The 12,187-nt window shown below is 63.9% G+C and carries 12 protein-coding genes; 11 read left to right on the top strand and 1 reads right to left on the bottom strand.

Annotation, left to right across the window (positions count from 1 at the left end):
- Nucleotides 1-87 precede the first annotated feature (87 nt).
- The 7 genes from ABMA32_RS00895 to ABMA32_RS00865 all read left to right on the top strand — a co-directional run bounded on the left by ABMA32_RS00895 (nt 88) and on the right by ABMA32_RS00865 (nt 6,120).
- Complete coding sequence (locus ABMA32_RS00895) at nt 88-513, top strand: helix-turn-helix domain-containing protein (RefSeq protein ID WP_349011850.1); 426 nt, start codon at nt 88-90, stop codon at nt 511-513.
- A 145-nt stretch (nt 514-658) separates the two neighbouring features.
- Nucleotides 659-1,900, top strand: coding sequence for a methionine adenosyltransferase (gene metK, locus ABMA32_RS00890; RefSeq protein WP_349011849.1), 1,242 nt, complete (start codon nt 659-661; stop codon nt 1,898-1,900).
- A 10-nt stretch (nt 1,901-1,910) separates the two neighbouring features.
- Nucleotides 1,911-2,609, top strand: coding sequence for a tRNA (guanine(46)-N(7))-methyltransferase TrmB (trmB, locus tag ABMA32_RS00885; RefSeq protein ID WP_349011848.1), 699 nt, complete (start codon nt 1,911-1,913; stop codon nt 2,607-2,609).
- Between the two features lie 107 nt (nt 2,610-2,716).
- A complete protein-coding gene (locus ABMA32_RS00880; RefSeq protein WP_349011847.1) occupies nt 2,717-3,661 on the top strand; it encodes a Bug family tripartite tricarboxylate transporter substrate binding protein in 945 nt (314 codons plus the stop codon).
- Nucleotides 3,658-4,140 (top strand): tripartite tricarboxylate transporter TctB family protein, encoded by a 483-nt coding sequence (locus tag ABMA32_RS00875; RefSeq protein ID WP_349011846.1) that lies wholly within the window; start codon nt 3,658-3,660, stop codon nt 4,138-4,140. The genes ABMA32_RS00880 and ABMA32_RS00875 overlap by 4 nt, the downstream gene beginning before the upstream one ends.
- A gap of 66 nt (nt 4,141-4,206) precedes the next feature.
- A complete protein-coding gene (locus tag ABMA32_RS00870; RefSeq protein WP_349011845.1) occupies nt 4,207-5,751 on the top strand; it encodes a tripartite tricarboxylate transporter permease in 1,545 nt (514 codons plus the stop codon).
- Nucleotides 5,752-5,784: 33 nt separating this feature from the next.
- Entirely contained in the window at nt 5,785-6,120 is a 336-nt protein-coding gene (locus ABMA32_RS00865) for a hypothetical protein (RefSeq protein WP_349011844.1), read from the top strand.
- Here ABMA32_RS00865 and ABMA32_RS00860 read toward each other — a convergent pair.
- Nucleotides 6,117-6,272 carry a hypothetical protein gene (locus ABMA32_RS00860; protein ID WP_349011843.1) on the bottom strand — a complete coding sequence of 52 codons (156 nt, stop codon included), beginning with the start codon at nt 6,270-6,272 and terminating at the stop codon, nt 6,117-6,119. The two genes, ABMA32_RS00865 and ABMA32_RS00860, sit on opposite strands and share 4 nt — an antisense overlap.
- A gap of 280 nt (nt 6,273-6,552) precedes the next feature.
- Here ABMA32_RS00860 and rimP point away from each other — a divergent pair, with 280 nt between their 5' ends.
- The 4 genes from rimP to infB are packed head-to-tail and all read left to right on the top strand — an operon-like array spanning nt 6,553 to nt 12,062.
- Nucleotides 6,553-7,173 carry a ribosome maturation factor RimP gene (gene rimP / locus ABMA32_RS00855; protein WP_292773495.1) on the top strand — a complete coding sequence of 207 codons (621 nt, stop codon included), beginning with the start codon at nt 6,553-6,555 and terminating at the stop codon, nt 7,171-7,173.
- Nucleotides 7,174-7,219: 46 nt separating this feature from the next.
- Complete coding sequence (nusA, locus tag ABMA32_RS00850; RefSeq protein ID WP_349011842.1) at nt 7,220-8,815, top strand: transcription termination factor NusA; 1,596 nt, start codon at nt 7,220-7,222, stop codon at nt 8,813-8,815.
- Between the two features lie 32 nt (nt 8,816-8,847).
- Nucleotides 8,848-9,498, top strand: coding sequence for an RNA-binding protein (locus ABMA32_RS00845; protein ID WP_349013290.1), 651 nt, complete (start codon nt 8,848-8,850; stop codon nt 9,496-9,498).
- Nucleotides 9,495-12,062, top strand: a complete 2,568-nt coding sequence (gene infB / locus ABMA32_RS00840; RefSeq protein ID WP_349011841.1) for a translation initiation factor IF-2 — start codon at nt 9,495-9,497, stop codon at nt 12,060-12,062. The genes ABMA32_RS00845 and infB overlap by 4 nt, the downstream gene beginning before the upstream one ends.
- Nucleotides 12,063-12,187 lie beyond the last annotated feature (125 nt).

Below are 12,187 nucleotides of genomic sequence, written 5' to 3'. Positions count from 1 at the left end.
TAGCCCGCAGCATCGTTGGGGAATTGGGGATGCGCCGGATTCAAACCAGAACAAGATCGAACAGCCGGCCGGACCGGCAAGGACAAAATGGCAGACAAGGACAATAAAAAGAAGCCTAATCCCACTGATATGCACGTTGGGAGCAGGATCAGGCTTCGCCGCAACATGCTTGGCATGAGCCAGGAAAAGCTGGGCGAAAATCTCGGCATCACCTTTCAGCAAATCCAGAAGTACGAGAAGGGCACCAACAGAGTCGGCGCCAGCCGCCTGCAGGCGATCGCCAACATCCTCGGCGTTCCGGTGTCTTTTTTCTTCGACGGCCTGCCCAACGAAGAGGGTGTAGGCAGGGTAGGCTTCGCGGAAGATTCCGCCGCGACGTCGGCGCTCGAATTCTGCACCAGCGCCGAGGGGCTCCAACTCACCCGAGCCTTCGTCAGGATATCCGATCAGCGGGTCCGCAGAAGGATTATCGATCTGGTGAAGACGCTGGCGGACGAGGTCAGCGTCGACTGATCTGCCTGCCGGGGCCGCGGCGCAAAATCATTCCCCTCCAGCAATGCCGCGAGGGCAATGTCTGCTTGACGAAGACGGGCGCGCATCGCTACACGATGCCGCCCGATGCCGGTTCTCGCCGGCCGACCGCTCAGAGGGGACATCCGTGACTCGGCAGAACTATCTCTTCACCTCGGAATCCGTATCCGAGGGACACCCGGACAAGGTTTGCGACCGGATCTCTGATGAGATCGTGGACCTGGTCTATCGCGAAGCCAAGAAGACGGGCATGGACCCGTGGACGGTCCGCGTCGCCTGCGAGACGCTCGCGACCACTAATCGGGTTGTCATTGCCGGCGAGGTTCGCGTGCCGGACTCGCTGATGAAGACAGACAAGAACGGCAACAAGGTCATCAACCCTTCCAAGTTCAAGTCGGTTGCCCGCAAGGCGATCCGCGCCATCGGCTATGAGCAGAGCGGTTTCCACTGGAAGACGGCCAAGATCGAAGTGCTGCTGCACGCCCAGTCCGCCGACATCGCGCAGGGCGTGGATAATGCCGCCGACAGACAGGGCGAAGAAGGCGCTGGCGACCAGGGCATCATGTTCGGCTATGCCTGCCGCGAGACGCCGGACCTGATGCCCGCGCCGCTCTACTACAGCCACAAGATTCTTGAACTGCTCGCCGCCGCTCGCCACGCCGGCACAGGCGATGCCGGCAAGCTTGGTCCGGATGCCAAGAGCCAGGTCACGGTGAAGTATGTCGACGGCAAGGCCGCAGAAGCCACCTCCATCGTGCTGTCGACCCAGCATCTCGATCCGAAGTGGGACTCCAAGAAGGTCCGCAAGGTCGTCGAGCCATACATTCGCGAGGCTCTGGGCGATCTGAAGATAGCCAAGGACTGCGCCTGGTACATCAACCCGACCGGCAAGTTCGTGGTTGGCGGACCTGACGGGGACGCCGGCCTGACCGGCCGCAAGATAATTGTCGACACTTATGGCGGCGCGGCTCCGCATGGCGGCGGCGCTTTCTCCGGCAAGGACACGACCAAGGTCGATCGTTCGGCTGCCTATGTCGCACGCTATCTCGCCAAGAACGTGGTCGCGGCCAAGCTGGCCGACCGCTGCACCATCCAGCTTTCCTACGCCATCGGCGTCGCCCAGCCGCTGTCGGTTTATGTCGACCTGCACGGAACGGGCAAGGTCGACGAGGCGAAGCTCGAGGAAGTGCTGCGCGACGTGATCGACCTTTCGCCGTCGGGCATCCGAAAGCACCTCGACCTCAACAAGCCGATCTACGCCAAGACCTCGTCCTACGGCCATTTCGGCCGCAAGCCCGGCCGCGACGGTTCCTTCTCCTGGGAGAAGACCGATCTGGTGAAGGCGCTGAAGGACAGGCTGGCCGCCTGACGGTCGTTCTGTGAGCGAAGCCCGCAAAAGCCGCTCGACGGAAGCCTTCTTCGGGCGGCGGCGCGGCAAGACGATCCGACCGAAACAAGCCACGGCGCTCGCCGACGGGTTGAGCCACTATAGGCTCGATCTAGCGCAGCCCGCCCCGGCGGACCTGCACGGATTGTTTGACCGCGAGGTCGCCGACATCAGGCTGGAGATCGGCTTCGGTGGCGGCGAACGTCTGCTGCACGAAGCTGCGGCGCACCCCGGCACGGGTTTCATCGGCGTCGAGCCCTTCGTCAATTCGATGGCCAAGATGATGGTCGCGCTGGAGGAGACGCCACTCGCCAACCTCCGGGTTTATGACGACGACGCTACGCAGCTTCTCGACTGGCTGCCTGATGCGCTGCTGGCCGGAATCGACCTTCTCTATCCAGACCCCTGGCCGAAGAGGAAGCACTGGAAGCGGCGTTTCGTCAGTCCCACCAACCTCAAGCGTATCGCGCGCGTGCTGAAGCCGGGCGGCCGCTTTCGCTTCGCCTCCGACATCGATACCTACGTCAACTGGACGCTCCTCCAATGCGCGGCCAATGGCGGCTTCGAGTGGCAGGCTGCCAGTGCTGACGACTGGCGAAAACCCTATGAAAACTGGCCGGGAACACGCTACGAGGCAAAGGCCTTCCGGGAGGGAAGAACGCCCGCATATCTCACTTTCATCCGAAAGTAGCAGTCGCGCAGGATCGCTTGCCGCTGTCGCTGCGACCTGACAAGATGCCAGATCATGACCTGCGGCAAAGGGGGCGCCGGCTGGTTGGACAAGGGAGGTGTGCAGTAATGAAAAGATTCGCATTGTCGGCCTTGGCAGCCGGCCTTCTCGTCGCGCCGGCCTTCGCTGCCGACTACAAGATCATCGCGCCGGCGTCGCCCGGTGGCGGCTGGGACCAGACCGCGCGCTCGATGCAGGCGGCACTTCAGGATGAGAAGATTTCCGACAGCGTGCAGGTGACCAACGTTCCCGGCGCGGGCGGAACGATCGGCCTTGCGCAATTCGTCAACCAGGCGGCCGGCGACCCGAGCCAGCTGATCGTCGGCGGCTATGTGATGGTCGGCGCGATCCTCACCAACCAGTCGCCCGTGACGCTCGATCAGGTGACGCCGATCGCGCGCCTAACCGGCGAGTACGAGGCCATCGTGGTGCCTGCCGCGTCCGACATCAAGGACATGGCCGGGCTGGTCGAGAAGCTGAAGGCCGATCCGGGCTCCGTATCGTGGGCCGGCGGTTCAGCCGGCGGCACCGACCACATCACGGCCGGCCTGATCGCCAAGGCGGTCGGCGTCGACCCGACCAAGGTCAATTACATCGCCTTCTCGGGCGGCGGCGAAGCGCTTGCCGCGATCCTGGGCAACCAGGTGACGGTGGGTATCTCCGGCTACGGCGAGTTCGCCGAGCAGGCGAAGGCCGGCACGCTGCGTGTGATTGGCATCTCCAGCGACGAACGCGTCGCGGGTGTCGACGTGCCGACCTTCAAGGAGCAGGGCGTCGACGTGTCGATCCAGAACTGGCGCATGGTCGCGGCCGCTCCCGATATCACCGACGAGCAGAAGGCCGCCATCATCGCCGATGTCGACAAGATGGTGAATTCCGCCACTTGGCAGAAGACGCTGACCGACAAGGGCTGGGCCAACACCTACCTGGCCGGCGACGCCTTCGCCGAACAGCTCAAGAGGGACAATGAAGCCACCGCGGCGATCCTGAAAGACATCGGCCTCGTCCAATGAGCGAGGCCGGTCGCTTCGGTAAACGCGCTCCGGATAGGGCGGCGCTCGTTATAGCCGCCCTTCTGGTGCTTGCGGGGATCGCAATCGCGATCAGCACCGCGCGCATGGGCGGTGTCGCCGGCTATTCGCCGGTCGGACCGAAGACCTTCCCCTATGTCATCGCGGCGGGCCTGTTCGGGCTTGGTGTGCTGACGGCACTGGAGGCGTGGCGCGGCAATTTCCCCGAGCGCGAGCACCAGAATTTCGGGCCGATGGCATGGATCATCGGCGGGCTGGCCGTGCAGATGCTGACCATGAAGACGGTCGGATTTTCGATCGCTACCGGGCTTCTGTTCGCCGCGACGGCAATGGGGTTCGGGCGGGGACCGCTGTGGAAGACGATCCCCATCGGCATCGTCTTCTCCTTCATCATCTGGTTCATCTTCGCCAAGGGCCTGCAGCTCAGCCTGCCCGCAGGGCCTCTGGAACGTTTGTTCTGAGATCGGCAATCAGGCGACGGGCAATCAGGCGACGGGCAATCAAGCGACGGGCGGAGGGCCTGACAAATGACAACGTTCGAGTTGCTCGGCCAGGGCCTGCTGACCGCCCTTCAATGGCATAATTTGCTCTACGCGCTGATCGGCGTCACGCTCGGCACCGCCGTCGGCGTGCTGCCCGGCATCGGCCCGGCGCTGACGGTCGCACTACTGCTGCCCGTCACCTACAAGCTCGACCCGGCCGGTTCGCTCATCATGTTTGCCGGCATCTATTACGGCGGCATGTATGGCGGGTCGACCACGTCGATCCTGCTCAACACCCCGGGCGAAAGCGCCTCGATCGTCACAGCGCTCGAGGGCAACAAGATGGCGCGCAAGGGGCGCGGCGGGCCGGCTCTCGCCACCGCCGCGATCGGCTCTTTCGTCGCGGGCCTGATCGCGACGCTGGGGCTCGCCTTCATCGCGCCGTCGGTGGTGAAGTTTGCGCTGTCCTTCGGGCCGGCGGAATATTTCGCGCTGATGCTGCTCGCCTTCATGACAGTGTCTGCAGCCTTCGGCGAGTCGACGCTGCGCGGCCTGACCTCGCTGTTCATAGGTCTGGCGCTCGGGCTGATCGGCATCGACCAGCTTACCGGCCAGACGCGGCTCGCCATGGGCCTGCCCAATTTGTTCGACGGCATATCCGTGACGACGCTTGCGGTCGCGCTTTTCGCCATCGGCGAAACGCTGGCGGTCGTGGCGGCAAAGCACATGCAGGAGGAGAAGGTCCAGGCCGTGAAGGGCTCGGTCTGGATGAATCGCGAGGACTGGAAGCGATCATGGGCGCCGTGGCTGCGAGGCACGGCGATCGGCTTCCCGATCGGCGCGATGCCGGCCGGCGGCGCGGATGTCTCAAGCTTCCTCTCATATTCGGCTGAGAGGAATTTTTCGAAACATCCGGAGGAGTTCGGGCACGGCGCCATCGAGGGCGTCGCCGGACCGGAAGCCGCCAACAACGCGTCCGCCGCCGGGACGCTGGTGCCGCTGCTGACGCTAGGCCTGCCGACGACGGCCACCGCCGCGATCATGCTGGCGGGCTTCCAGCAGTTCGGGCTCCAGCCTGGCCCGCTTCTGTTCGCGACGAACGCGCCGCTTGTCTGGGGTCTGATCGCCAGCCTGCTGGTCGCGAACCTGATGCTGCTGGTGCTGAACCTGCCGCTGATCGGGCTGTGGGTGAAGCTGCTGACGATCCCCCGCCCCTGGCTCTACGCCGGCATCCTGACCTTCGCGACGCTGGGCACGATCGGCGCGGACGGTTCGACCTACTCGCTCTTCGGCATACCGATCTCGTTCGGCCTGTTCCTGCTGATGCTATTCGGCATATTGGGCTACGTCCTGCGCCGCTTCCACTATCCGATCGCGCCGGTGGTGGTCGGCCTCATCCTCGGGCCGATGGCCGAGAAGAGCTTGCGGCAGGCGCTCCAGATCAGCCAGGGCAACGTGCTTGCCCTGTTCAATTCGTGGATCGGCATCCTGCTCTGGGTGTTGGCGCTGACCGCAGTCTTCCTGCCGCTCTGGCTGCGCTATCGCGGCAAGGGGAAGCTGCTGGAGCAGATCGCCGGCGATACGGACTGAGTCGCCGTGCGTCCTCTTACAAGCGCAGGACACATGAGCAAGATTGCGACGCTTCGCTCTCGAATTGAAACGCCGGATCTGACGGCTGACCTCCATTTGTACCCTTCTGAACAAGGGGGCAGAAAGCTATCAATCGACATCGGCTGGGGATGCCCCTGTGCGCCTGGTAACGCAGCAACTGACTGTTGGGACGGCTATCCGCTGCTCGACACCACGATGTTGCCGGGCGAGCGGCGAAGGGTAGGATTCTTTTTCCTGTCTGGAGCCGATGCGGTCAATGCAATTCGGCCACACGGCAAATTCTATCTCAGAGAGAGCAGAGTAATCGGTGAGGCAATTATCATCGCCGACAGGTTTTCGACGCCCTAGTACCTGATCTTGCGGAACGCCTTCGGGTCGATGCCGAGGGCGCGCAGATTATGCGCCTTGGGCTGGTGGCCTTCGCTGACGGCGGCAGCCGTGGCGATCGCATCGCCGATGATCGAGGCGATCTGGCTGATGCGGGTGAGTCTGGGTGACATGATAACCTTCGTTTCCGTGCGTTGCTGCACTGCAACAAAGATAGTGTGCGCGAAGCGGCAGCGTCAGGGGTGCCGCGACAAGGCAGCCATGCGCGCCTTGCATGGGGGCGCGTGGAGCAGCGGCGTCCGGCGTGAAAGGGGCGTCCGGCTTGCATTCCGGGCCGAAGGGTTCTATATCAGCCTCAAATTCTTGGTCGATATGACGAAGAGTGGGTCCACCCGGTCCCGCTCTTTTTTGTTACCTCGACCCCGTTTGACCATCTTGCAAACCGGAGACCCGATGACGGCACTTGCTGGCGAAGCACTTGAAGACGATCGCATCATCCGCGAAAGCGGCATTGACGCGCGCATCGCTTCCGTCGTGCTGCCGGTGCTGCGCGGAATGGGTTTCCGCCTCGTGCGCGTCCGCCTGTCGGGCCAGAACGGCCTGACGCTGCAGATCATGGCCGAGCGGGAAGACGGCACCATGACTGTCGAGGATTGCGAAGAGGTCAGCCGCGCCGTGTCGCCGGCGCTCGATGTCGCGGACCCTGTCGAAAAGGCCTACCATCTGGAGGTCTCCTCGCCGGGGATCGACCGCCCACTCGTGCGCAAGTCGGACTTTTCGGCATGGGCCGGCCATCATGTGAAGATGGAAACGTCCATCCTTGTCACGGATCGCAAGCGGTTCAAGGGCAAGATCGCCGAAGCCGGCGAGACCGACGTGCTGATCGAGCGCGACGTGCCGGCCTATGGCGACGAGCCCACGGTAAGGGTGCCTTACGAGGCGATCGCCGAGGCGCGGCTGGTGCTGACCGACGATCTTATTCGCGACGCGCTGTCGAAGGACAACAAGGCGCGCAAGGAAGCCAGGAAACGCCGCGGCGAGCCGGAAGAGGCTGACGCGGAAAACGAAATCTGAGTTTTGATCGAGCTCCCGCTGGAAGCGGGAATTCAGGGAGACGGACATGGTAGTCAGTGCGAACAGGCTTGAGCTGCTGCAGATCGCGGATGCGGTCGCGCGCGAAAAGTCGATCGACAAATCAATCGTGATCGCCGCGATGGCCGACGCCATCCAGAAGGCGGCACGCCAGCGTTATGGGCAGGAGACCAACATCCGCGCCGACATCAACCCGAACACGGGCGAGATGAAGCTGCAGCGGCTGATGGAAGTCGTCGACACCGTCGAGGACTACGGTCGCCAGATCGCGCTGTCGTCTGCGCGCGAGCGCAATCCCGACGCGGAAGTCGGCGACTTCATCGCCGAACAGCTGCCGCCTATGGACTTCGGTCGCATTGCAGCCCAGTCCGCCAAACAAGTCATTGTTCAAAAAGTGCGCGAGGCCGAGCGCGACCGGCAGTTCGACGAATACAAGGACCGCATCGGCGAGATCGTCAACGGCACCGTCAAGCGCGTCGAATACGGCAACGTCATCGTCGATCTCGGCCGTGGCGAGGCGATCATCCGCCGCGACGAGCTGATCCCGCGCGAGAACTTCAAGTATGGCGACCGCGTGCGCGCCTATGTCTACGACGTCCGGCGCGAACAACGCGGCCCGCAGATATTCCTGTCGCGCACCCATCCGCAGTTCATGGCTAAGCTGTTCACCATGGAAGTGCCGGAAATCTACGACGGCATCATCGAGATCAAGTCGGTCGCCCGCGATCCGGGCAGCCGCGCCAAGATCGCCGTGATTTCGCGCGACTCGTCCATCGATCCGGTCGGCGCCTGCGTCGGTATGCGCGGTTCGCGCGTCCAGGCGGTCGTCGGCGAATTGCAGGGCGAGAAGATCGACATCATTCCCTGGTCGCCGTCGGCGGCGTCCTTCATCGTCAACGCGCTGCAGCCGGCCGAAGTCGCCAAGGTGGTGCTCGATGAGGATGCTGAGCGTATTGAAGTTGTTGTTCCGGATGACCAGTTGTCGCTTGCCATCGGCCGTCGCGGCCAGAACGTGCGTCTCGCCTCGCAGCTGACCGGCTGGGATATCGATATCCTGACCGAGCAGGAAGAGTCGGAGCGTCGCCAGAAGGAATTCGTCGAACGCTCGAACCTTTTCATGGAGGCGCTCGACGTCGACGAAATGGTCGGCCAGGTGCTGGCGTCCGAAGGCTTCACCTCCGTCGAGGAAGTGGCCTATGTCGAGGCGGACGAGATCTCGTCTATCGACGGTTTCGACGAAGACACCGCGAGCGAGATCCAGACCCGCGCCCGCGAATATCTGGAGAAGATCGAGGCCGAGCACGACGCCAAGCGCAAGGAACTCGGCGTTGCAGACGAACTTCGCGATATCCCCGGCGTCACCACGGCGATGCTGGTCACGCTCGGCGAGGACGGCGTCAAGACGATCGAGGACTTTGCCGGCTACGCAGCCGACGACCTCGTCGGCTGGAAGGAGCGCAAGGACGGAGAGACGAAGTTCTTCCCCGGCGTTCTGGCGTCCCACGGAGTGTCGCGCGCGGAGGCCGAGCAGATGGTTCTTGCCGCTCGTCTGAAGGCGGGCTGGATCACCGAGGAAGAAGCAGCGGCCGAAGCCGACGCGCCCGCCGAAACAGCGGACGCGTGAGGTGAAACGGCCCGGAGCACATCTTGGACGAGATGAACGATCGTACCTGCATCGTCACGCGTCGGCAGTCCGGGCCGGATGAGCTGATCCGTTTTGTTGTCGGCCCGGACGGGGCCGTCGTACCGGATCTGAAGAGAAATCTGCCCGGCCGCGGCTGCTGGGTGACCGCCGACCGCGCGCATGTCGACAAGGCCGCCAGGAAGGGCCTGTTCGGCAGGGTGCTGAAGACCGAACTGTCGGTGCCGGCAGACATTGGCGATCTGGTGGACAGGCTGCTTGCGAAGTCGGCGCTGGGTTCCCTCGGGCTGGCGCGCAAGGCTGGCGTGGTGGCTCTCGGCGCGACCAAGGTCGAGTCGGCAGTGCGCGACGGCAGTGCGCTTTTCGTGCTCCACGCCGGGGAGGCTTCAGAGGACGGGGTCCGCAAAATTGCGCAGGCACGTCGCGCCACGGTCCATCTGGGAGGGCCGGAAATCCGCGCTTACAAACTTTTTTCCGAACAGGAAATGGGTTTGGCATTGGGCGGTACAAATGTGATACATGCAGCCGTTCTCGCGGGCGACGCGGGCAGATCGGCTGAAAAGCGCACGGTTGCGCTTGACCGATACCGGGGCGGATCCCCGGATGATCTGGCAATGTTTGCGGCGATTGCCGGCAAGAATGAAGCCGCAGAGGATGTGGAATGACCGATACGAAAACCGGTGACGACAAGACGTTGAGTGTCAACACCAAGAAGACGCTGACGCTGAAGCGTCCGGGCGTCGAGCAGTCGACCGTGCGGCAGAACTTCTCGCACGGACGCACGAAGTCCGTCGTCGTCGAGACCAAGCGCAAGTTCGTCAAGCCCGGCGAGAAGCCGGATGCGGCCTCGGTGTTTACGCCGAAGGCTGCTCCCGCTCCTGCGCCCGTCGCCAAGCCCGTCGTGCAGGAAGCGCCGAAGCCAGCTCCCCGCGCGCCCGCGCCTGACCGGCCGAACCTCGTGCTCAATGATCTGTCTGCGGACGAGATGGAGGCGCGCCGTCGCGCTCTCGAGGGATCGAAGGTCCGCGAAGTCGAGGATCGCCAGCGCGCCATCGACGACGCCAAGCGCCGCCAGGAAGAGGATGAGCGCCGCAAGCGCGAGCGTGAGGAATCCGCGCGTCGCCAGGCTGACGAGGAAGCTCGGCTTCTCGCCGAAGCGGAATCGCGCCGTCGCGCCGAGGAGGAGGCCCGCCGCCGGACTCCCCTGGCTGACCAGACACCGGATGAGGAAGAAGCCAAGCCACGTCGCGTGGGTGCAGCAGCTGGCCTTCCGCCGCGCCGCCTGACCCCGCAGGTGCCGGAGAAACCGCAGCGCACGAAGGGCGAGGAAGATCGCCGTCGTGGCAAGCTGACGCTGAGTTCAGCGACATCGGACGATGGCGATGCTGCGCGCGGGCGTTCGCTCGCCGCCGCCCGCCGCCGTCAGGAGAAGTTCAAGCGTGCTATGCACCAGGAGCCCCGCGAGAAGATTTCGCGCGAAGTGGTGCTGCCGGAGACGATCACGATCACCGATCTCGCCAACCGCATGTCGGAGCGCGCGGTCGACATCGTGAAGTTCTTCATGAAGCAGGGCGACATCATGAAGCCGGGCGACGTGATCGACGCCGACACGGCTGAACTGGTTGCCAACGAGTTCGGCCACACGGTGCGCCGGGTTGCCGAGGCCGACATCGAGGAAGGCGTCTTCAAGGCGCCGGACAAGGAAGAGGATCTGGTGTCGCGTCCGCCGGTCGTCACCATCATGGGACACGTCGACCACGGCAAGACGTCGCTGCTGGACGCCATCCGCAACGCGAAGGTTGTCGCGGGCGAGGCCGGCGGCATCACGCAGCATATCGGCGCCTACCAGGTGGAGAAGGACGGTCACAAGATCACCTTCATCGACACGCCCGGCCACGCCGCGTTCACTGCCATGCGCGCCCGCGGCGCGCAAGCGACGGACATCGCCGTGCTGGTGGTTGCGGCCGACGACTCGGTGATGCCGCAGACGATCGAGTCCATCAACCATGCCAAAGCGGCCGGCGTGCCGATCATCGTCGCGATCAACAAGATCGACAAGCCGAGCGCCGATCCGCAGAAGGTGCGCACGCAGCTTCTGCAGCACGAAGTGTTCGTGGAATCGATGGGCGGCGAAGTGCTCGACGTCGAGGTTTCCGCCACAAAGGGCACCAATCTAGACAAGCTGCTGGAAGCAATCCTGCTGCAGGCCGAGGTGCTCGATCTCAAGGCCAACCCGGACCGCACGTCGGAAGGCGTCGTCATCGAGTCGAAGCTGGACAAGGGCCGCGGCGCTGTCGCGACGGTTCTCGTCCAGACCGGCACGCTGATGATCGGCGACATTGTCGTCGCCGGCAGCGAATGGGGCCGTGTGCGCGCGATCCTCAACGATCGCGGCGAGCAGCTCAAGGAAGCTGGTCCGTCGACCCCTGTCGAAGTGTTGGGCCTGCAGAGCTCGCCCCGGGCCGGCGACCGCTTTGCGACTGTGCCGAACGAGGCGCGCGCCCGCGAAATCACCGAGTATCGCCAGCGCATCGCCCGTGACAAGGCGGTGGCCAAGCATGCCGGCCAGCGCGGTTCGCTGGAGCAGATGATGTCGCAGTTGCAGACGAGCGGGCTGAAGGAATTCCCGTTGGTCATCAAGGGCGACGTGCAGGGCTCGATCGAGGCGATCGCCGCTGCGATCGACAAGCTCGGCACCGACGAGGTTCGCGCGCGGATCGTCCATTCGGGTGTCGGCGCGATCACCGAGACGGACGTGTCGCTCGCTGAGACGTCGGGCGCCGCCATGATCGGCTTCAACGTGCGCGCCAATCCGCAGGCAAAGTCGGCGGCCGAAAGCATCGGCCTCGATATCCGCTACTATAACATCATCTACAATCTCGTGGATGACGTGAAGGCGGCTATGTCGGGCCTGCTCTCGCCGGAACGTCGCGAAACCTTCCTTGGCAATGCCGAGATCCTCGAGGTCTTCGACATCACGAAGGTCGGCAAGATCGCCGGCTGCCGTGTCACCGAAGGCAAGGTCGAGCGTGGCGCTGGCGTTCGCCTGATCCGCGACAACGTGGTCATCCACGAAGGCACGCTAAAGACACTAAAGCGCTTCAAGGACGAAGTGTCCGAGGTCCCGGTCGGCCAGGAATGCGGCATGGCCTTCCAGAACTACGAGAACATTCAGGTCGGCGACGTCATCGAGTGCTTCCGCGTGGAGATGGTAACGCGGTCGCTCTAAGCACGATCCCGGGGACGGCGGTACGAGCCGTTCCCGGACTCTGCCGGCTGCCGCCGGCGACAGAATGAAGTGAGATTGAACATGCGGACGCGGTTCCATTCCGCTGTCGCACGACTTCAAGATTG

Origin of the sequence: Mesorhizobium quangtriensis, from assembly GCF_040081925.1 — a bacterium.
Classification (GTDB): Bacteria; Pseudomonadota; Alphaproteobacteria; order Rhizobiales; family Rhizobiaceae; genus Mesorhizobium_K; species Mesorhizobium_K quangtriensis.
The sequence above is the reverse complement of the archived record's forward strand: the minus strand, read 5'-3'. Positions and strand labels throughout refer to the sequence as shown.

What these genes read in the sequence shown, in the direction of transcription:
- ABMA32_RS00895 (WP_349011850.1), top strand. Translation starts at nt 88, where the DNA reads ATGGCAGACAAGGACAATAAAAAGAAGCCTAATCCCACTGATATGCAC.
- ABMA32_RS00880 (WP_349011847.1), top strand. Translation starts at nt 2,717, where the DNA reads ATGAAAAGATTCGCATTGTCGGCCTTGGCAGCCGGCCTTCTCGTCGCG.
- ABMA32_RS00875 (WP_349011846.1), top strand. Translation starts at nt 3,658, where the DNA reads ATGAGCGAGGCCGGTCGCTTCGGTAAACGCGCTCCGGATAGGGCGGCG.
- ABMA32_RS00870 (WP_349011845.1), top strand. Translation starts at nt 4,207, where the DNA reads ATGACAACGTTCGAGTTGCTCGGCCAGGGCCTGCTGACCGCCCTTCAA.
- ABMA32_RS00865 (WP_349011844.1), top strand. Translation starts at nt 5,785, where the DNA reads ATGAGCAAGATTGCGACGCTTCGCTCTCGAATTGAAACGCCGGATCTG.
- ABMA32_RS00860 (WP_349011843.1), bottom strand. Translation starts at nt 6,272, where the DNA reads ATGTCACCCAGACTCACCCGCATCAGCCAGATCGCCTCGATCATCGGC.
- rimP (WP_292773495.1), top strand. Translation starts at nt 6,553, where the DNA reads ATGACGGCACTTGCTGGCGAAGCACTTGAAGACGATCGCATCATCCGC.
- nusA (WP_349011842.1), top strand. Translation starts at nt 7,220, where the DNA reads ATGGTAGTCAGTGCGAACAGGCTTGAGCTGCTGCAGATCGCGGATGCG.
- ABMA32_RS00845 (WP_349013290.1), top strand. Translation starts at nt 8,848, where the DNA reads ATGAACGATCGTACCTGCATCGTCACGCGTCGGCAGTCCGGGCCGGAT.
- infB (WP_349011841.1), top strand. Translation starts at nt 9,495, where the DNA reads ATGACCGATACGAAAACCGGTGACGACAAGACGTTGAGTGTCAACACC.